The organism is Actinocrinis sp., from assembly GCF_035605935.1.
Lineage (GTDB): Bacteria > Actinomycetota > Actinomycetes > Streptomycetales > Catenulisporaceae > Actinocrinis.
Genome location: NZ_DATNGK010000174.1, coordinates 25,422 through 45,596, shown reverse-complemented (window position 1 = coordinate 45,596; position 20,175 = coordinate 25,422). Strand labels below are relative to the sequence as shown.

The window sequence follows — 20,175 nt, the reverse complement described above, 5'->3', positions numbered from 1 at the left end:
CTCGGACGCTCGCTTCGTCTGGGCGCCTGACGACGTGCTGACGGAGCACGAGGTCCAGGTTTGGTCGGGTCTGCCGCTGTGGAGCCCGGAAGGCGGCGAGGCGGCGGCGGTTTGGGACAAGGATTGCGCGCCCGCGCTTGCCGCCGGGTTGGTCTGCCGTCCGATCGAGGAGACGGTGCGGGACACCTGGGCCTGGCTCAAGGACGCGCCGTCGCTCGCCGACGAGGACGGCCGGATCGCCGGTCACGGACTCTCCCCGAACGACGAGCAGCGCATCCTCGCGGCGCTGAAGGACCGCCGCTAGCTGCCTTCCACTTCCGCCTGCGAACGCTCACGGATGAACGCCTCGGCCTCCTCACTGGTACGCGGCGCGGGCACGTGCGCGCCAGCCGGCACCTGCCGGGCCATCAGATCGGCGAGCACCGCCTGCAGATGACTGATCTTCCCTGCGGAGGGGGTGATGCCGCCGGAGACCGGGACTATGACGCCGGCTAGGGCGTCGTCCGTGCGGGGCGTGGTCAACGTGATCGCGCCGCCGACATGCTCGGCGACCGCGTCCCGGGCGGTAAGCGGCTTGAGGTTCCAGCGTGTCTCGATCGTCTTGAGGATCGAGGTGTGGTCCAGCGGCGTCCCGCCGTCGGGAACCCGGAAAACCGTGCCCGCCGGGATGAGCGGCGAGATCAGCAGCGTCGGGACGCGCGGGCCGAAGCGGGTGAAGTCGAACCCGAATTCGCCGGTCGAGTTGTCCGGCGCGGTCGCGCCCCACGGCGGTGGAACGTGGTCGTAGCAGCCGCCGTGCTCGTCGTAAGTCACGATCAGCAGAGTGCTGCTCCACTGCGGGCTGGTGCGCAGCGCCTCGTAGACGTCATGGATCAGCTGTTCGCCGAGCGCCACGTCGTAGTTCGGGTGCTGACTATTGCCGGTGGCGCTCCAGGATGGTTCCAGGAAGACGAACTCGGCCAGTGAGCCCGCGGCCGCCGCGGCGGTGAAGTCCTTGAACAGGCCGAAGTGCGAAGCCGGTGCGCCGGTGATGTCCGGGAAGTTGTGCTTGGTCAGCGGCTGCGCGCTGTAGCCGTACACGCTCCAGCTCACGCCCGCAGCGGTCAGCGAACCGAAGATCGACGGGCAGGTGAACGTCCGGGTCTTGTCGTCCATATGGCCCTGGCTCGTCCCCGCGAGTGCGAAGGCCCGGTTCGGCAGGGTCTCGGTCGGCGCCGAGCCGAACCAGTGGTCGCATACCGCGTAGCCGCGGGCCAGCGCGGAGAGTACCGGCAGCGCCTCGGGAGTGAAGCAGCCCATGATGTCCTGTGGCTGCGTCCCGCCGACGATCGACCAGCCTTCGCGCCCTTCCCAGCCGAGCGTGTAGGCGAAGTTCGTCACGAAGCCCTGCATCGATGGAAGCGCCGGCGCACTCGGCGTGGCGGTCGAACCGAACAGCTGGCTGTTGGTCGCCATGTACCCCTCGCCGGGGTCCGCGCCGGGCATGAAGTAGGCGTTCGGCGTGCTGGGCGTGATCGGGAAGACCGGCACCGGCTTGCCATCGGCGCCGGGATTGGTCTCGGTGCCGGTCAAGCCCTCGAAGGGCTGGCCGGTCGGGCTGACGTTCCCGGTGTCGTGGTAGAGGTAGCCGAGCAGGTGATCGAAGGACCGGTTCTCCAGCATCAGCACCACGATGTGGTCGATGGACTGCAGACCGCCGCCGCTGCCCGCCCCGGCGCTCGCTGTGTCCTCACCTGCCGCGTTCTCGCCCGCTGTGTTGCCACCCGCCCCGTTTTCAAGCGCGCTGGTACCGTCCATGATCCCGCCCCTTTCGCCGAAGCGCCCTCGCTTCGCAGTGTGGCAGAAGTCAGGACCCTGTACAGACGTTTGCGAAGGCGTCACCTGGACGGGCGTGCCTCACCGCGACGGCTGCACAGGGCGCCAGGCCAGCGGGGAGGAGAGCACCATCGTCGACGATGGCTGGCCGTGGTCCGCGAGCCGGTCGATCAGCGCCTCGAAATCGGGCATCGACCGGACCGCGACGCGCAGCAGACAGCAGGCGTCGCCGGTGAGCCGGTGCACCTCGAGGATCTCGGGACTCTCGTCGATGACGTCCGGGTGCCGCAGCAGGCAACGCGGCCCGTAGCAGGCCATCCGCACCAGCGCCTCGACTGTGCGCCCTGCGCGGGAGGGGTCCACGTGGGCGTGGTAGCCGGTGATCACGCCGGTCTGCTCCAGTCTGCGCACGCGCTCGGCGACGGCGGGCGCGGACAGGTTGATCCGGCGGGCCAACTCGTTGAAGGAAAGGCGGCCGTCCCGCTGCAACTCTTCAAGCAACAGCCAGTCAGTGGCATCCGGAAAGTCGTTGCGCGCAATCACCTTCCGATCATAATCCGAGAATGCTTGACGCAGTGGTATCGGCCATTCCGGGAAGCTGTAGACCGTAGTTCCATAGTTTCGTGCCCCTGAAAATGACTGCGCCCGAGCGGACAGATCTCAACGAGTACGAGGACTACGCGCAGCTGCGTGCTCTACTGACGCTGCAACGTCCGCGCACCGACGCGCCGGCCGAGCTGTCGTTTATCGTCGTCACGCAGGTCATGGAGCTGTACTTCACGCTGCTGCGGCACGAGTGGGAGAGCGCGCGCGACGAGCTGACCCGCCCTAACGCCGATGTGCGCGGTGTGGTGCGCACGCTGCGGCGCGGGCATGGAGTTCAGGACGCGCTCACCGCGGCCTGGGAAGCGCTGCGGACGCTGACGCCGACCGAATTCGACGCCTTCCGCGAATCCTTCGGGGTCGCTTCCGGAATCCAGTCCTACCAGTACCGGCACATCGAGTTCCTGCTCGGCGCCCGGCACCCGCGCGCGCTCGCTGTTCACGAGCAGACGCCGGGCATTCACGCCGACCTCGCGGCGCAGGCCGCCTCGCCCTCGCTCTACGACGCGGCGCTCACGCTGCTGCGCAGGCGCGGATTCGCGGTACCGCAGGTGCTGGCCGATCGTGATCCGCGAACCGAGTACGAGGGCGATGACCGCGTGGTGGCGGTATGGCGCGCGGTGTACGCCGACGAAGCCTCCACCGACACAGCCTCTACCCAAACCGCGCACGCCGACTTGGTTGACCTCGGCGACGCGCTGTTCGACACGGCCGAGCGGCACCTGCGCTGGAAGCAGCGTCACCTGCTATCGGTGTGGCGCTCGATGGGAGATAAGCCGGGCTCGGCGGGTACTTCGGGTGCCCAGTGGCTGGAGCGCGGCGTGCATCGCAAGTACTTCCCGGATCTGTGGACTCTGCGCGACCAGGGATGGGCATAACCGTGACCGTGACAACTTCGAACGCTGACGTGGACGCGACGCTCGTGGAACTCGCCGGGCGCGCCGCGAAGCTCGATGCGGACAACGCACTGGCGCACACGCGTGAGCGATTCCTGATCCCGCCGAACCTGGTCTATCTCGACGGCAATTCGCTCGGCGTGCTGCCGGCGGCGGTGCCCGCTGCGGTCGATGACGCAGTGCGCCGCCAGTGGGGCAGTGGCCTGATCTCCTCGTGGTTCGAGGAGGGTTGGTGGGAGGCGCCGTTGCGGATCGGCGAGCGCATCGGCGCCCTGCTCGGCGCGGCGCCGGGCCAGGTGGTCGCGGGCGACTCGACCTCGGTGCAGTTGTTCAACACACTGATGGCTGCCGCTCGGCTCCGATCCGGCCGCAGGGTGTTGCTGACCGACCCGGGTCACTTTCCGACCGACGCCTACCTGACTGACTCGGTGGCTGAGTTGCTCGGTCTGGAAGTGCGGCGCGCGCCGGCCGCTGACGTGCCAGCGACATTGGCCGAGATCGGCAGTGACGTCGGCGTCGTCTCCTATCCGATCGTCGACTACCGCACCGGTGAACGCTGGGACCTGCCGGGTATCACGCGGGCCGCGCACGAAGCCGGCGCGGTCGTGGTCTGGGACCTGTGCCATGGCGCTGGAGCCATGCCCATCGGTTTGGACGAAGCAGAGGTCGACTTCGCGGTCGGCTGCACCTACAAGTACCTCTCCGGCGGCCCCGGATCGCCTGCCTACGTGTACATCGCGGCCCGGCATCATGACGCAGTGCGGCACCCGCTGACCGGCTGGCATGGTCACGCGGATCCGTTCGCGATGCAGGATGCGTATAAGCCCGCGGACGGCATCGCGCGGGCAAGAGTCGGCTGTCCGCCGATGCTCTCCCTGCTCACGCTGGAGGCCGCGCTCACCGCTTTCGACGGCGTGGATCTAAGCGAATTGCGAGCCGTGAGCTTGAGCCTGACCAGCTTCTTCATCGAATGTTGCGACGCTCTGCTCTCAGAGCAGGGATTCGAGGTAGCCACCCCGCGCGCAGCCGAACGCCGCGGCAGCCAGGTCGCGCTGCGGCATCGCGATGCTGTGCAGCTGGTACCCCAGTTGGCGAAGCGTTCCGTGGTCTGCGACAAGCGCGAGCCGGACGTCCTGCGCTTCGGGTTCAACGCGCTCTACAACACGCACAGCGACGCGCTGACAGCTGTTAGGACCCTGCGAGACCTGGTCGGCTGAGCCGGAGCGCCACCGTGCCCGCGCCCTACGCCCGGCTCCTGAAGCTTGGCGTCAAGGCGTGAGCGCGTGCACGGAAAGCATGATGAATAGCGGTAGCGCGGCGAGGATCACCAACGCAGCCCCGGTGATCTGCTCGATTGTGCCGTACGCGATGTTCGGCTCCTCGTTCGTGCGCACATGCGGAGCGCGGCCGCAGCCGGCCATGACCTCCAGCTCCTCGCCGATCCGGTAGCTTTCCTGCGAGGTGCGCGCGAGCAGGATCGTCTCGCGGTGCTTGGATCCTTCGATCTCGTACTCGACCACGATGCGCGCCGCGTCCGAGGGGAAGGACTGCCCGGCGGGATGCTGCGGAATCGCCTCGACCACCCGCGCGGTCACGTGCGAACCGCGCTGGAGCAACCGCCGCGACCTGGTGAACTGCGAACCGCACAGCAGCGCCCCGACGACCGCGGTGATGATGCTCACCGCTGCGGCGATCCCGAACGCCACGACATGGCCGGCCGCCATGATCCGCCTCCTGGCGCTGAAACCTTGGTGACCCCTTGTCACGTTAGCGCGTCGGCGTCGCTATCGCACATGATCGGGAGCTAAGAAAAAGCCAGTTCGCGCGCTAGACCGGCGGCCGAGGGCGAGGGCGGCCTCCCGCTACGGCAACCGCCAGTCGATCGGCTCGGCGCCCTGGCGCGCCAGCAGGTCGTTCGCCCGGCTGAACGGCCGCGAACCGAAGAAACCCCGGTCGGCGGACATCGGGCTCGGATGCGCGGACTCGATGCACGGGACGCTGCTGCCGAGCAGCGGCTTGACCTCTCGGGCATCGCGGCCCCACAGGATCGCCACCAACGGGGTGCCGCGCTGTGCCAGCGCACTGATCGCCTGCGCCGTCACCGCCTCCCAGCCCTTGCCGCGGTGCGCTCCCGGCTTGCTCGGGGCGGTTGTCAGCGCCCTGTTGAGCAGCAGTACGCCGCGTTCGGTCCACGGCGAGAGGTCTCCGTTGGACGGCGCGGGAAGGCCGAGATCCTGGCTGTACTCGCGGAAGATGTTCACCAGACTGCCCGGCAGCGGCCGCACCTGCGGCGCGACCGAGAAGCTCAGGCCGACCGCGTGTCCGGGAGTCGGGTAAGGGTCCTGACCCATGATCAGGATGCGCACCGCGTCGAAAGGTTGCTGGAACGCGCGCAACACGTTCGCCCCGGCCGGAAGATAGGTGCGGCCCGCCGCCACCTCCGCCCGCAGGAAGTCACCCATTGCGGCGATCTGTCCGGCGACCGGTTCGAGCGCCTTGGCCCAGCCGGCTTCCACGACTTCGTTGAGGGGGCGTGCCATGGCGCATCACTGTACCCCGTGCGCCGACGCCGCAACGGACGCCGCGGCCCGGTTCCGCCGGGATGGCCGGAACCGGGCCGCGGGAGTGTGAATACGGGTGCGGATTAGCTCATCAAACCCACTCCCGATCGCTCTAGCCCCTTTGACGGCAGGCCTACGTTGGTCACTCAGTCGGCTGAGCGTCGCTCGGCTCGTCGTCGTCGGCGGCGAGGATCTTGTACAGCGCCTGGCGTGCCTTGGTCAGGATCGCCCGCGCCTCCTCACGCTGCGTGCCGCTGCCGACCTGAGCGACCTGCTTGTAGGCCATCGCCAGTTGCCCCAGCAGTTCACGATCGCGGGCGAACTGCTCGAACCGGGCTCCCGGCCCACCGACTGCTTCCTCCCAGATGCGGGCGAGCTGCTCGCCGTTCTGCTCGGCGTGCTGGCGCCCGGCCTCGGTCAGCGTGAACAGCTTGCGGCCGCCCTCGCCCACCGGCTCGATCAAGCCTTCGTCCTCGAGCTGCGCGAGCGCCGGGTACACCGAGCCGGAACTGGCCCGCCACACCCCGTCGGTGCGCTGCTCGATCTCCTGGATGATCTGGTAACCGTTGCGCGGCTCCTCGGCCAGCAACGTCACGATCGCCGCGCGCACGTCACCGCGCCCGGCCCGGCCGCGGCCGCGCCGGTGTCCGCGCGGCCCGAAACCGGGACCCTCCCAGAACTCCGGTCCGCCGAAGCCGAACTGTCCCGGCGGTAGCGGGGGGAGCGGTGGGATCGGCGGCATGCCGAATCCGCCATGCCTGCTGCGCCCGCGGCCGCGGTGTTCGTGCGGATCCTCGTGGTGCTCAGGGTGCTCGCCGCGCTCCCAGCGAGCCCGGCGCTCTTCGCGGCCGCCCTGGTCGATCCGGCCGCGCTTGTCCCGTCCGCGACGCTCGCGGAACGGTCCGTCCATGGGGAAAGAATGGATACTCATCGTTATCTCCTTAGTAGTCGGGCGACTTACCCGATGTGTTAACGATATATCGCTAACTGTCGGAGCGCAAGTGGTGGAGTGGCCCGAATCGACGGCTAGGCTGGTACGGATGTTCACCGAGGGACCGACGCCGCAGGCCGCGCCGCACATACGCACCTTCCATCCGCGCCGCGGGCGGATAGGTGCCGCCCGCGCGGACGCGCTCGCCAGGCTCTGGCCGCAGCGCGGCTACGACGTCGTCAGCGACGCTCCCGGCTTCGACGCCGCCGCGCTGTTCGGCCGGCCGGCCCCGCTCGTCCTTGAGATCGGCTGCGGCATGGGCGAGGCGACCGCCGCGATGGCCGCCGCCGATCCCGAACGCGACTACCTCGGCGTTGACGTGCACACGCCGGGACTCGGCAACCTGCTGCTGCTGGCTGAGGAAGGCGGCCTGGCCAACCTGCGCGCGGCCCGCGGTGACGCGGTCGAGCTGCTCAGAGACCTGATGAAGCCGGGCTCGCTGGACGCCGTCCACGTCTTCTTTCCCGACCCCTGGCCCAAGGCGAAGCACCACAAGCGCCGGATCATCCGGCCGGACGTCGTGGCCCTCATCCGTGAGCGGCTACGCCCCGGCGGAACGCTGCGTTGCGCGACGGACTGGGCGCCCTACGCGGAACAGATGCTGGAGACCCTTCACGCCGACCCCGGCCTGACAAGCGTCCATGACGCGTATGCGCCGCGTCCCGCCGATCGGCCGGTGACCAAGTTCGAGCGCCGCGCCCTCGCCGCCGGCCGCCGCATCTTCGACCTCGAATTCACCCGGGCCTGAACCGGCCGGCCGTTCGCCCTCAGGTACCCGTGACCTGCGCTGCGACCGTTTCTGTAACCCGCGCCACCACCGCTACCCGGTTTTCATCTCGCCGGGCGGGTACTCGTTGCCCAACAGAATGCGGGAGGCGCATTCGCCGAAACGAGCAGGAGGGTGGCGGGCATGGGTGCGCACCGTGCCGAGACGAGGTTGGCGCGACAGCTGGTCAACGCGGCTACAGCGTTGCATCAGCAGCCGTCAATCGAGCAGACGATGCGAACCATCGTGTACACGGCACCTGAGATAATCGAGGGCGCCGAGCACGCGGGCCTCACCGCGCTGCGTCGCGACCGCACGATACAGAGCCCTGCCTACACCGACGAAATCGTGCTGCTGCTGGACCAGTTCCAGAGTGAGACGGACGAGGGCCCCAGCGTGGCGGCCGCGGAGCAGGATGCGCTCGTGTGCATCGAGGACATGGCCACCGAGGTCCGCTGGCCGAAGTTCGCGGCGCGGGCGCTCGAACTGGGTGTGCGTAGCCTGATTGCCTGCGGCCTGGGCCGTACTGACGGCTGGCGGGTGGCATTGAACCTGCATGCGCAACGCCCCGGCGTCTTCACCGGCCTCGCCGGCGAAACCGCCTCTCTCTACGCGGCGCACGCCGCGCTCGCACTCGGGAACGCGGCGAACGTCGAAGCGCTGCGTGGCGGGATGGACCGCCGTCAGATCACCGGCGAGGCGACCGGCATTCTGATGGAGCGCCATCGGACCGACTCGCCGGGGGCCTTCGCCCGGCTGGTGCGCGCCTCACAACGGTTAAACGCGAAGGTGGAACAGGTCGCCCGGCACGTGATCCTCACCGGCCAGGACCCGGAGGCGATCACTGCGGCGGATCTGTCGCGAGCTTCCTGATCGCCTCGTCCACGGAGGCGTACACCGGCAGCTGCGCGCCGGACAGTTCAAGCAGGCGCGTCACGGCGTCGCTGGGCGCGATCACGGCGAATCGCCCATGCGACAGACGCGCGGATTGCAGCACTCGAAGACCGGCGCAGTCGATGAACGTGACCTGCGAGAGTTCGAGCAGCAGCGGCCGCTCGCCGTCCAGCAGCGGCGCGAGCGCGGCCTGCAAACTGTCCTTGGTGGCCAGATCTATCTCCCCGCGCGCTGAGATCGCGGCGCAGTCGGCGGCATCCCGCAGCACGCGGCAGGCGAATGGGCCGGAGCCGGGCGGCGAAGGCTGCGGCATCGGGCGGCTCCCTCAACGACAGGAGCGGCGTCGTGCCCGGGACGGATGGGCTGCTTCACCAACCCAGGCCGTCCGCTGGTCAGTATGCCATCGTCCCACGCGTGCGCGGGCGTGTTGAGCGGCTCGGGATGCCGCCGACCGGGCTAACGCCAGGTCCGCATCCGTTGTCGTGAAGCGGACGCGGACATCGGGTGGAATACCGGTTTAGCTGTGACAACGCCTCGCTGGTGCCGGGCTGTCACGGACTAGTTCACCGCTGGTGGGTTCGCAGCGGCGGAGAGCACGCACCACACGTCCTTTCCGCCACGCGGATCCGGCGTTACGCCCCACGCCTGCGCGACCCGCGAGACCAGATCGAGGCCCACCCCGCCGATTGTGCGCTGCGCCGCAGGTACGACTGCCGGCAGGCCGTCCCCGTCGTCGTGCACGCGCATCGTGAGCCGGTTGCCGTCGAACCGCAGCTCGATCTCGATCACCGTGCCCGAATGCAGGACCGCGTTGCTGACCAGTTCGCTGATCACCAGCTGGCCGATCTCGACGAACTGTTCGCCGTGCCAGGCCGCGCAAGCCTGCGCGACCAAATCGCGGGCGCGGCGCGGCGCGGTCGTCTCAGGGCTCAGCCGCGCCAGCCTGCGTCTGAAAGCTTCGACCACCGCATACTCCATACCCGTTGTGTCGCGTGCGCGCGTGCCCGCTCCACCCGTCACGGATTCGGGTCGGCTCTGGGTTCGGACCGCTGCGCTCGATCGCGGCGCGAATCCGAGTCGAGGTTGAGTCAAATCGGTTAAGGCTGGCCGGGGCAGCAGTGGCTGGGCTGCCGGATCGGTTCGGACTCGGTGCTGCAGAACGCGCTGCTTACGGCGTCGCTTCCTCGGTGCGATGATCCAGAACTGGGCGTGCGACACCCCTGGCTGCCCGGTCGCGACAAGCTCAAACGGGTCGGTTTCCGGCGCTGCGTCAGTCGCGCCGGGAGAAGTCCAGGAGCAGGATCGCCACATCGTCGGAGTGTCTTCCGGAATCGAGCCCCTGCGCCGTGCGGACCAGATGGTCCAGCAACGCCTCGGCGTTCGCGTCCGGCGCCGCCGCGATCAACTCGAGCAGACCTTCCACGCCGAGACGCTGAGCGCCCGCGCCGCAATGCCCTTCGCTCAAGCCGTCGGTGTAGAGCAGCAGAGCGCCGGTGTCCGGCAGGTCGAGCCTGGTCTCGGTCCAGCGGCACTGGCCAGAACCGAGCCCGAGCGCCACGCCGTATCGCGCGGGGACGAGCTGCGGTGGGCCGGGCCCGAGCAGCAGCGGCTCGTGATGTCCGGCGAGCACGATGGAGGCGACTCGCCCGACCGGATCCATGGACACGACCGTGCAGGTCGCGAAGAAATCGTCGCGGGGTCGTTCGGCGAGCGTGATCTGCTCCAGGTACTCGAGCAGTTCGATGCCGCGATGGCCGGCCAGGACGAGCGCGCGCCAGGCGATGCGCAGGCAAACCCCCAGTGCGGCCTCGTCCGGGCCGTGGCCGCTGACATCACCGATGACGGCGTGCACGGTGCCGTCCGAGGTCTGCACGACGTCGAGGAAATCGCCGCCGAGCAGCGCCCGCTGCCGACCGGGCAGATAGCGGCTGGTCGCCGTGATCACCCGCGAACTGAGCAGCGGCGCAGGCAGCAAACCGCGTTCGAGCCGCGCGTTCTCCTGGGCACGCACCCGGGTTTCGCGCAGCTCGGCCGCGGCCAGTTCGGCGCGCTTACGGTGCACGCTGTAGCGCAGGGCGCGGCGCAGCAGTTGCGCATCGACCTGGCCCTTCGCGAGGTAGTCCTGCGCGCCGTACGCCACCGCCAGCGCTCCCGCCTGCGACTCGGCCAAATCGGTGAGCACGATGATGCCGCTGGTCGTCGCGGCAAGTTGCAGCGTGCTCACGACAGCGGCGCCGACGGCGTCCGGCAGGTTCAGGTCGAGCAGGATGCAGTCGAAGGGCGCCCGCCGCAGTTCCGCCATCGCGTCGCCGAGGGTCTTGGACCAGCGCAGGGTGTACGCGAGCTGAGTTTCGGCGAGCAGTTCCCGGACCACAAGCGCGTCCCCGGAATCGTCCTCGACGAGCAGGATGCGGTACACCTCCGGTTCGAGTAGCGGGATGCCCTCTCGCTCCTCGCGCGTACGCGTGTCTGGGCTCTCGGCCTCCGCTGCCTGCTCGTCGGACAGCGCAAACCTGCCGTTGCCCGGATACGTGTCGCGGGCATGCAGCCGCTGGAAGATCGCGAACACCCATTCAGTGTATTCGGGTCCGATACCGATGCCGCTGTCAGTGACCGCGAAAACGCCACACGCCGCGCCGGTCCCGTGCGCCTGACGGTGTGCTCGCGGCGATCGCCGGATCAGCGCGCCGCCGACCCGATCAGTTCCGCGTCCCGGCCGATCGAGTCGAGCGTCGCCGAGGCGTCCGCGTGGTCGCGGAACAGATGCAGCCGCGACTCGCCGATCTGCTCGCGCAGCCGGTGGTCCTGGATGCCCAGTCCCTCGCGCGGAGCCAGGCACAGGACGCCGACCTTGCCGGCGTGCTCGTTGAGCTGGACTGACCTGATCGCTCCCGCGATCTGATCGAGGGTATGGACGCGGGAGAGCGCGGGGACGATGAGGCCGAGTTCGAGGAGCCGGTTGGCTTCGACCGCTTCCTGGTAGTTGGCGCCGTGGCTGCCGATGACGCGCTTGAGTTTCATCCAGAGGTATCGGTTGTCGTAGTGGTGGGCGTAGCCGGTGCTGGATCCGCAGGTGACGACGGTGCCGCCGCGCCGCGCCACGAATACGGACGCGCCGAACGTCTCCCGGCCGACGTGCTCAAAAACCACGTGTGGGTCCTCGCCGACGCGTTTGCGGATCGCCGCGCCGAGCGCCCGCCAACGCTCGACCGACTCGGGACCGGTGTCGGTTGCGTCGTGCACGTCCGCGCTCGTGCGCTCGATGAAGCCGAGTTCCTGACGGTCGATCACGTGATGGCAGCCGAGTTGGTGGAGGAGCTCGGCTTTCTGAGCATTGCCGACGACGCCGACGGGGATGGCGCCGGCGCGTTGGACAAGTTGGACGGCGTAGGAGCCCAGGCCGCCGGTGGCGCCCCAGATCAGGACGATGTCGCCCATTTTGATGCGCGCGCCGTGCGCGCCGATCAGCATGCGGTAGGCGGTGCCCAGGCACAGCGTGTTGCAGGCGGCTTCCTCCCAGGACAGGTGCGCGGGTTTGCGTACCAGCTGGGTGGCTTTGGCCAGGGCGTAGTGGCCGAACGCGCCGAAGTTGGTCTCGAAACCCCAGGCGAGCATGCGGCTGGAAAGCATGCCGTCTTCCTGCGCAGCGGCCTGCTGTTCGTCGATGACGACGGGGGAGATCACGACGTGGTCGCCGACTTTCCAGTGGCGTACCGCGGAGCCGGTGCGCACCACGACCCCGGCGGCGTCCGAGCCGACTTGCTGGTAGTCGCGTTCGTGGCGGGTGTCCCAGCCGCCGTGGCGGGCCAGGTCGCGCAGGAAGCGGAAGGTGGGGACGGGTTCGAACATCGCGGACCAGATGGTGTTGTAGTTGATCGCGGCGGCCATGACCGCGACGATCACCTCGTCCGGGGCCAGCTCCGGCATCGGCACCTCGCCTAGGTGCAGGCTGCGGCGCACGTCCTTATCTCGCTGACCCTTGAAGATGTCCTGGTCTTCGCGGCGCAGGAACGCCGCCGGGTAGCTGTCCGGCAGCGGACAGGCCAGCAACTCCTCAGCCCCCGCTCCGGCCAGGACCGCTTCACTCAGTGCGCTGATACCACCGAAATTGCTCATTGGGTTGCTCCTCCGCTTCGAAAAAGGCGGGTGTCCGGGAAAGAACGAGAGACCAGTAGCCGAGTGACCGGCGAACCGCCTGGCTCAGGAAAGGCCGAGGCTGGCGGCGAGCATCGGCCAGGACTTGGTGAACTCGCGACGCCAGTCCGGCCAGTCGTGCACGCCGCCGGGATAGAAGTCGGTCTGCGCCTGGATGCCGAGCAGCTTCAGCCGCTGCGCGAAGGACTTGGCCTGCGGCCATAGCGCGCTTTCCAGGGAGGCGCCGACGAGGTTGTCGCGTTCGCCGCTGTCCAGGCCGCTGCCGCAGGACACGAATATGGCGGTCGAGCGCAGGTACGGCATCAGGTCGTACGGATTGTCCGAGTTCCACAGGCCGGCGTTCGTGGTTGGATCGCCCCACAGCGCACTGGGGTCCACGTTCTCTCTGGCCACTATCGCGTCGATGACAGCGGGCACGCCGATGGCCGTCGTGTCCAGTACGCCGCTGTATGATGCGGCCGCGGTGAACGCGCCTGGGTGGTGCGCCGCCAGCGCGAACGCTCCATATCCGCCAGTTGATACGCCCGCTACGGATCGGGTGTCCCCGGCGTGATAAGACCTCTGCAACAGCTGCATCAGCTCGGTGACTTCGAAGGACTCGTAGTCCGGTTTGTTGCTGCCGCCGTTGAGCCACCTGGTCGGTATCCCGGTCGGGCCGGCCGATGGCATCGCGACGATCAGTTCCTTGTCCGCGGTGAAGGACTCGATCTCGGTCTCGCGGGTCCATGCGGTGTAGTCGTCGTGCGCACCCTGCAGCAGGTAAAGCACCGGCCACGTGCGGTTGGCGTCGGCCGTCCAGTCGCGCGGTAGCAGGACCCTGACTGGCACGATCGCGCCGACTGCCGGCGAGCTGACCCGCAGGTCGAGCATGCGCCCATCGAGCTGGGTCACGCCGGAGATGAAGGCGCCATCGTCGGAGGTCACCGGCGTCGAGGACGGGTCGGCGGTCACCGAAGCGGCGGCCGGAGTGGTGACCGTCGCGCCAGCCGCCGCGAGCGTCAAAGCCAGTGCGATAAGGGACTTGAGGGTTCGGTGGTTCTGGGCGCTATGCATGAGCGCCCTCGCCAGCTACCTGTTCACCGGCGCGCAGATCCGCCGAAAGCAGTGCGCCGAGCACGTCGACCGAGGGCGGATCCAGCAGGCAGAGGTGATGGCCTGGCACCCGCTTGACGGTCAGATCCGGGCAGAACTCTTCCCAGCCGAGCCTTTCGTCGTCGCGCTCATAGCGCTGGTCGCGCACCGTGTGCGGCGCGAGTTCGGTCGCGCGGTACAGCAGCGTCCGGCACGGGTAACGGCGCGGTTGATGGCGCTCACCGCTGCGCAGGTCCAGGTACGAATCGCGTTGATGCTCGACGATGGCAGGAGGAAGGTCCACCACTTGTTGCAGGGTTTTGATGACCAGCTCGATTTGCATCGCGTCGTCGAGCACGGCGAGTTCGTTGTAGGGAAGCGGAAGCGGCGCGCCGTAGACCTGTTCGACGTATTTGGCGAAGGCCGCGAACCTGCCGCGGGCTTCCTGCTCGCGCGTGAGATCGGGCCTCGGCAACGGCAGCACCGTGTCGATGAGGATCAGTGAACTGACGGTGCCGTGTGCCGCGAGGAGCCGGGCTGCCTCTTGGCCGACAAGTCCGCCGAATGACCAGCCGCCGACGATCCATGGGCCGCTCGGGTGCAGGCTGCGGATCACCCGGGCGTATTCGGCGGCCTGATCGCGCACTTCCGGGGCGTCGGTCAGGCGTTCCAGGCCGTATACCGGCCGGTCCGTACCGAGCCGCTGGACCAGGCTGCGGTACACGGCACTCGACCCGCCGGCTGGATGAATCAGGAAGAGCGGAGACTGCGTTCCGCGCTGTTGGAGGACGCGCACCGGGCCGTTTACCGGCTCCTCCAGCAGCGGGCGGACATGATTGGCGACATCAGCCAGGGTGTTGCCCGCAGTAGGGGTCGCGAGCGCGGGCACTGGCCGTTCGAGCTGCTCGCCCAGAGTGTGTACGAGCGCTGCGGCGAGCTCAGGCCGGTCCGCGAGCATTTCAAGCTTGTCGCAGACGCCCGTCGACAGATCGCCGCTGACTGACTGCCAGGCTTGCGTGACCAGGCGTTCGGCGGCGTCGCGGGGGAGTACGCCGCGTGCGTGGCCAGGCGCGGGAGCGGCCACCGACGGGCCGGTGCTTGGGGACGTGACCTGCGCTTCGAGCAGGGCACCGATGCGTGCGATCGTGCCCTGATTCAGCAGGTCACCCGCGACGATTTCGACCCCGAACTCGCTTTTCATACGGCCGAGGATGCGAGCGGCTTGCAATGAGTCGAGACCGAGATCCGTGAGCGGCGCGTTCGCATCGATGCTCTCCGGTGCGTAACCCATCACCTGGCCGACACACTCACGCAGCCGGCCAACTGTCGTTGCCGGACGCTGCTCGGCCGCCGCCTCAGACTCCGCTGTTTCAGACTTCGCTGTCTCACAGCCTGCTGTCTCAGACGCGGTCCGATGGATGGCTCGTGCTGGCGTCCACGTCGGAAGCGGCGCCGTGGCCCAGAAACGCTGATGCCGCCAGCGCGGCGAGGGCAGGTCGATCACCCGCGCGCCAGGATGCAAGGTGCGCCGTGCTGTGACCGGATCTAGAGCGCCGTTGGCCAGCATGGTTGCGATGGCGATGCGGAACGTCGTCGTGTCGTCTGTGTCGCGGCGCAGCGTCGGCACCAGCAATGCGTCGTCGATGCCTGATGCGCGCAGCGTTTCGTTGATCGGATAGAGCTGCGTCGGGTGCGGTGAAACCTCGACGAAGGTCCGATGCCCATCCTCGGCCGCCGCTGTCACGGCCTGCTCGAAACGCACCGGCTGCCGCAGATTCCGTGCCCAGTAAGCAGAATCGAGAACGACGCCGCCGCGCGGGTCGTGGTCCACCGTCGTGTACAGCGGGAACGACGGCTCTCGCGACCCGATCGCGCCGATCTCGCTGAGGAAAGGTCCGACCAGCGGCTCAACCTGCGGTGTGTGGCCGGCCGCCGTCACGTGCAGCGGCCGTGCCGTGCCGCCATCCTCGCTCACCAGCTGGACGAGCCGCTCGACCTCGGCCGCCGCCCCGGCGACGACGCATTGCCGAGGCGACGAGTGCACCGCGACACGAAGGCTCGGCAGCATCTCGGCGAGCTGCTCAATCTCCTGCGACGAGCGATCGACGACGGCCATCGCTCCGCCGGAAAGCCGTTCGAGCAGCCGGGAACGCGCAGCCATGATCCGCGCGCCGTCTTCCAGGTCCAAGGCTCCTGCGACGACCGCAGCCGCCACCTCGCCCATCGAATGCCCGATCACCGCGGCGGGTTGCGACCCGTGCGCCCGCCACAGCTCGGCGAGCGCGATCTGCACCCCGAACAGCACTGGCTGCGCCACCGCGGTCCGGGAAAGATCAGCGCCGGGTTGCAGGTGCGAGCGCAGCGACAGGCCCGCGTGGGAGCGTAGCAACGGCTCCAGTCGCTCAACCGCCGCGGAAAAGGCGGGCTCGCTTTCGAGTAGGCGGTGCGCCATGCCAGGCCACTGCGATCCGTATCCGGAGAACACCCAGACCGCGCCGGTCCGACTCGCGCCGGCCGATCCGGTGGCCAGGCTGGGATGCGGCTGGTTCTCGGCGAACTTCGTCAGCGCTCTGACTGTTTCTTCGCCCGACCTGGCCACGACTGCGACTCGATGCCGGCCTTTGCCCAGGCGTCCTGCGAGGGTGTACCCGATGTCGGGCAGCGCGGCCGCTTGTCCGCGGGCCGACTGCAGCCAGGCCGCGAAGTCCGCGGCGTCCTCGCGCAGCCGATCGGGCGTCGGAGCATCGAGCGCAAGCACACATGGCGCGGTCGAGTTCGCCGTCACCGCGACGGGATTCGCGTCGCTCCGCGCACCGCGCGCCGACCGGCGACGGACCGAATGCTTCGGGCGGTACTCCTGGAGCAGCACGTGCGCGTTCGTGCCGCCGAATCCGAAGGCTGAGACGCCTGCCGTCCCGGTACCCGAGTACCTGGGCCAAGGTTCTGTTTCAGTCACGACCCGGAGCCGCTGCGCATCGAAGTCGATGTGCGGGCTCGGCGCGGCGAAGTGCAGGTGCGGCGGCAGTGCTCCGTGATGCAGCGCGAGCACCGTTTTGACCAGCCCGGCGATCCCGGCCGCGGCTTCAAGATGCCCGAGGTTGGTCTTCACCGAGCCGATCAGCAGCGGCTGGTCGAGGCTGCGCGAAGGTCCCAGGACCGCGCCCAGAGCGCTCGCCTCGACCGGATCGCCCAACGCCGTACCTGTCCCGTGCGCTTCGACATAGTCGACCTCTGCGGCGCTGACGTCGTCGCGGCGCCGGCCGTATACCTCCGCGAGCAGCGCGCGCTGGGCCTCGGCGTTCGGGGCCAGCAGACCGTTGGAGCGTCCATCCGAATTGACCGCGCTCGCCCGGATCACCGCGAGCACGCGATCTCCCGCTGCCTCGGCATCGGCCAGGCGACGCAGCACGACTACCGCGCAGCCCTCCGCGCGCACCATGCCATCGGCGGCAGCGGCGAACGTTTTGCAGCGTCCGTCCGGCGCAAGCGCACCCGCACGCTGAAAGCTCAGCGTAAGAGCAGGGGAGAGCAGCACATTGACACCACCCGCGAGCGCGGTGTCGCATTCCCCGCTGCGCAGGCTCCGGACCGCGTGATGCACCGCGACCAGCGACGAAGAACACGCGGTGTCCACAGCGAGACTCGGGCCGCGCAGATCGAGTACGTACGAGAGCCGGTTCGCCGCGATGCTCAGCGCCGCACCAGACGCGCTCCATGCCTCGACCCGGTCGAGATCCGTGGTTGTCAGCCGAGCGTATTCGTTCCCGCTGATGCCCACGAACACGCCGGTGCGACTGCCCGCGAGCGCGGTCGCCGGGATCGCCGCGTGGTCGAGGCTCTCGCGCGCCACCTCAAGCAGGAGCCGTTGCTGCGGATCCATCGCAGCGGCCTCACTCGGCGCGATGCCGAAGAACGAAGCGTCGAACCCCGCTACGTCGTCGAGGTATCCGCCATGCCGGCTTACCTGGCTGAGCGCCGGATCATCGTGTGCTGCGAAGCCCTCCCAGCGGCCGTCCGGCAGAGTGCTGACAGCATCGACGCCGTCGATCAACATCTGCCAGAACTGCTCAGGCGAACGCACACCACCCGGCAACCGGCAGCCGATTCCGACTACGGCGATGTCCGATGCGTCGTGTGCGGCGGCAGTAGCCGTCTGCGTGGAACGGAGCGATCGTGCGGCGCGAGCCGAAGAATTCGACCGGGAAGAAACGGTCGCCTCGGCAACGACTCTCGCTAGGGAGTCCAGCGTCGGTGCTTCCCACAACAAGGTCGCGGGCAGCGAACAGCCAGTCAGTTCACTGATCTCGGCCGCCAGTGCCACCGCATCCCGCGAGGTGAGACCCAGCTCGGCGAGCGGCCGATCGGGCGCGACCTGAGCTGGATCAACGCCGTGCCACTCGCGTAACCGGTCCGTCACCAAGCGCCGGACCGAACCGGCCGGGTCGGACGCGCCCATCAGACACGCTCCGGTTGCCGCGTAAGGCAGTCATCGTATTCGCCCCGCAGGAACGCGATCCGGCACGCGCTGCGCGACACTTTCCCGCTCGACGTGCGCGGCACGCTTCCCGGCGGGACGAGTACCAGCTGATCCAGACGCAGGCCGTGGGCAGTCGAAACGCGGGCGCGCGCCGCGCGATCGGCCTCCCCACGCACCGCCTCGTTTGGAATGAGGTCCCTGCGATGCTCGGCGACGGCCACGACCAGCTCACCGTCGGCGCGCGGGACGCCGAAGACCGCGACCCGGCCCTTCCGGACCGATGAAAGCGCGCCCTGGATGCTCTCCTCGACATCCTGCGGATAGTGGTTGCGGCCATCGACGATCAGCAGATCCTTGAGCCTGCCGGTGACCAGCAGTCTGCCGTCGTGCAGCGCGCCGAGGTCGCCGGTGCGCAACCACGGCCGGTCGCCGGTGCCGGGAAGGACGAGACCGAAGGTCTCAGCGCTCTGCTGGGCCCGCTTCCAGTAACCAAGCCCGATATTCGGCCCGCGCAGCACGATCTCACCGACCGCGTCCTGCGGCAGCGGCGCCTTCGTGACCGGGTCGATGACGCGGAGTTCTTGGCCGACTGGCAGACCGCAGGCGACCAACGACACAGTGGCGTCCGAGACAACGCCTTCGGAAACAGCGCCGCTGGAAGCGCCGTCGGCAACCGCGATCAGGCCTTCGGCGAGTGCGTCACGCCTGCAGATCACCTCACGCGGCGCCGCCTGCGGGCCATCGGTGGTCACGAACACCGTAGCCTCGGCCAAACCGTAAGAGGGGCACAGCGCGTCCGCGCGCAGTCCCACGCCGGCGAACGCCTGCTGGAACCGCCGAAGCGTGTCAATCCGCACCGGTTCGCTGCCATTGACCAGAGCACGTACTCGCTCCAGCCGGACATCGGCGAGGTCCTCCGGCGCGACCCGCGCGACGCAGTACTCGAATGCGAAATTCGGCGCGGCGGACAGGGCGCCCGGGAACTGGCCGAGCAACTTCAGCCACCGCTCCGGGCGCTCCAGGAAAGCCACCGGATCCATGAGCACCGAAGGGAATCCGGCCACCAACGGCGTCGCGATGCTCAGTACCAGTCCCATGTCGTGGAAGAGCGGCAGCCAGGCCACGGCGGTGGTCGGGCCGTTCCTGATGTCGAAGGCGGCAACACCCTGCGCGGCGTTCGCCACGACGTTGCGGTGCGTGATCATCACGCCTGCGGGGGCGCGCGTCGAGCCTGAGGTGTACTGGAGATAAGCGACGTCGTCCGGATCCGGGTCCGTCGTCCAGAGCCCGCCGAACGGAGCGCTCGACGTCCGCACCTCGCCGTCCACGTGGAGGAGCGGCAGCCCGGCCGAGATCACTGCGGCAGCAGAGCCCTGTGTCGCGCGCACACTCTCGGACGTCACCAGGGCGCACGCTGGTTCGCAGTCATCGAGCACGGCCGCGATCCGGTCCTCGTGACCGGGCAGGTCCGGCGGGAACAGCGGCACGGCCACCACGCGCGCCATCAGGCAGCCGAGGAAGGCGGCCACGTAGTCCAGCCCCTGCGGCAGCAGCAGGGCGGCGCGATCACCCGGTCGGGCTACCTCAGCGAGTTGAATCGCCGCCGCCTCGGCGCGCACCAGCAACTGACCCCACGTCAGGGTCCGATGCCGCCCCGGCGAATCCGGCTCGGGAAAGTCGACGAAGGTGAAGGCCCGCTGGTGTGCGCGCTCGGCGGCCAGCCGGCGCAGCCGTTCGACGAGCAGCAGCCGGTCCGTATCGGCCGGATCCGACGAGAGCGCGAAATCAGAAGGCATGCACGCTCCAGCGCAGCAGTTGACGAGGTATTGACCTCAACAGATCAACACAGCGCGCTGTGCTTGCGCATCACCTCATGACTGAACGGGTGACGGCGGTTCGCCCGATATGCCTAGGGCGGTACCTGCGGCGCGGCCGAACTAGCTACG

General features: G+C 68.8%; 16 protein-coding genes and 1 pseudogene. 5 read left to right on the top strand and 12 right to left on the bottom strand.

What is annotated here, in order from left to right; all coding sequences use genetic code 11:
* Window positions 1-304 (top strand): annotated as a pseudogene (locus VN779_RS14500) (NAD-dependent epimerase); the annotation flags it as partial.
* On the opposite strand, the gene VN779_RS14495 reads toward VN779_RS14500, so the two are convergent.
* Window positions 301-1,797, bottom strand: a complete 1,497-nt coding sequence (locus VN779_RS14495; protein ID WP_325723456.1) for an alkaline phosphatase family protein — start codon at window positions 1,795-1,797, stop codon at window positions 301-303. The pseudogene VN779_RS14500 and the gene VN779_RS14495 overlap by 4 nt on opposite strands.
* 99 nt (window positions 1,798-1,896) lie before the next feature.
* Window positions 1,897-2,355, bottom strand: a complete 459-nt coding sequence (locus tag VN779_RS14490) for an Lrp/AsnC family transcriptional regulator (protein ID WP_349260795.1) — start codon at window positions 2,353-2,355, stop codon at window positions 1,897-1,899.
* An 83-nt stretch (window positions 2,356-2,438) separates the two neighbouring features.
* Here VN779_RS14490 and VN779_RS14485 point away from each other — a divergent pair, with 83 nt between their 5' ends.
* Both VN779_RS14485 and kynU read left to right on the top strand, forming a co-directional pair.
* A complete protein-coding gene (locus VN779_RS14485) occupies window positions 2,439-3,296 on the top strand; it encodes a tryptophan 2,3-dioxygenase (protein WP_325723452.1) in 858 nt (285 codons plus the stop codon).
* Complete coding sequence (gene kynU / locus VN779_RS14480) at window positions 3,287-4,531, top strand: kynureninase (RefSeq protein WP_414639670.1); 1,245 nt, start codon at window positions 3,287-3,289, stop codon at window positions 4,529-4,531. The genes VN779_RS14485 and kynU overlap by 10 nt, the downstream gene beginning before the upstream one ends.
* A gap of 51 nt (window positions 4,532-4,582) precedes the next feature.
* Here kynU and VN779_RS14475 read toward each other — a convergent pair whose 3' ends face one another.
* The 3 genes from VN779_RS14475 to VN779_RS14465 form a co-directional block, all read right to left on the bottom strand.
* Window positions 4,583-5,038, bottom strand: coding sequence for a hypothetical protein (locus tag VN779_RS14475; protein WP_325723448.1), 456 nt, complete (start codon window positions 5,036-5,038; stop codon window positions 4,583-4,585).
* 138 nt (window positions 5,039-5,176) lie between these two features.
* Window positions 5,177-5,854, bottom strand: a complete 678-nt coding sequence (locus VN779_RS14470) for a uracil-DNA glycosylase (protein WP_325723446.1) — start codon at window positions 5,852-5,854, stop codon at window positions 5,177-5,179.
* Between the two features lie 163 nt (window positions 5,855-6,017).
* Window positions 6,018-6,806, bottom strand: coding sequence for a PadR family transcriptional regulator (locus VN779_RS14465; protein WP_325723444.1), 789 nt, complete (start codon window positions 6,804-6,806; stop codon window positions 6,018-6,020).
* Window positions 6,807-6,915: 109 nt separating this feature from the next.
* Between VN779_RS14465 and trmB the strand changes: the two genes are divergently transcribed.
* Both trmB and VN779_RS14455 read left to right on the top strand, forming a co-directional pair.
* On the top strand, window positions 6,916-7,614 hold the full coding sequence (gene trmB / locus VN779_RS14460) for a tRNA (guanosine(46)-N7)-methyltransferase TrmB (protein WP_325723442.1): 699 nt from the start codon (window positions 6,916-6,918) through the stop codon (window positions 7,612-7,614).
* A gap of 162 nt (window positions 7,615-7,776) precedes the next feature.
* Window positions 7,777-8,505 carry an ANTAR domain-containing protein gene (locus tag VN779_RS14455; protein ID WP_325723441.1) on the top strand — a complete coding sequence of 243 codons (729 nt, stop codon included), beginning with the start codon at window positions 7,777-7,779 and terminating at the stop codon, window positions 8,503-8,505.
* Here VN779_RS14455 and VN779_RS14450 read toward each other — a convergent pair.
* The 7 genes from VN779_RS14450 to VN779_RS14420 all read right to left on the bottom strand — a co-directional run bounded on the left by VN779_RS14450 (window position 8,474) and on the right by VN779_RS14420 (window position 20,025).
* A complete protein-coding gene (locus VN779_RS14450; protein WP_325723440.1) occupies window positions 8,474-8,839 on the bottom strand; it encodes an STAS domain-containing protein in 366 nt (121 codons plus the stop codon). The two genes, VN779_RS14455 and VN779_RS14450, sit on opposite strands and share 32 nt — an antisense overlap.
* 245 nt (window positions 8,840-9,084) lie before the next feature.
* The gene (locus VN779_RS14445; RefSeq protein WP_325723438.1) at window positions 9,085-9,492 is read right to left on the bottom strand and encodes an ATP-binding protein; all 408 of its coding nucleotides are present in this window, start codon (window positions 9,490-9,492) and stop codon (window positions 9,085-9,087) included.
* A gap of 304 nt (window positions 9,493-9,796) precedes the next feature.
* Entirely contained in the window at window positions 9,797-11,095 is a 1,299-nt protein-coding gene (locus VN779_RS14440; protein WP_325723436.1) for a PP2C family protein-serine/threonine phosphatase, read from the bottom strand.
* A 110-nt stretch (window positions 11,096-11,205) separates the two neighbouring features.
* Window positions 11,206-12,642: a crotonyl-CoA carboxylase/reductase gene (ccrA, locus tag VN779_RS14435; protein WP_325723434.1), complete on the bottom strand. Its 1,437-nt coding sequence runs from the start codon at window positions 12,640-12,642 to the stop codon at window positions 11,206-11,208.
* An 84-nt stretch (window positions 12,643-12,726) separates the two neighbouring features.
* The gene (locus VN779_RS14430; RefSeq protein WP_325723432.1) at window positions 12,727-13,734 is read right to left on the bottom strand and encodes an alpha/beta hydrolase family protein; all 1,008 of its coding nucleotides are present in this window, start codon (window positions 13,732-13,734) and stop codon (window positions 12,727-12,729) included.
* A complete protein-coding gene (locus VN779_RS14425; RefSeq protein WP_325723430.1) occupies window positions 13,727-18,208 on the bottom strand; it encodes a type I polyketide synthase in 4,482 nt (1,493 codons plus the stop codon). The genes VN779_RS14430 and VN779_RS14425 overlap by 8 nt, the downstream gene beginning before the upstream one ends.
* Entirely contained in the window at window positions 18,208-20,025 is a 1,818-nt protein-coding gene (locus VN779_RS14420; protein ID WP_325723428.1) for a fatty acyl-AMP ligase, read from the bottom strand. Before VN779_RS14420 ends, VN779_RS14425 begins: the two co-directional genes overlap by 1 nt.
* Window positions 20,026-20,175: the final 150 nt, after the last annotated feature.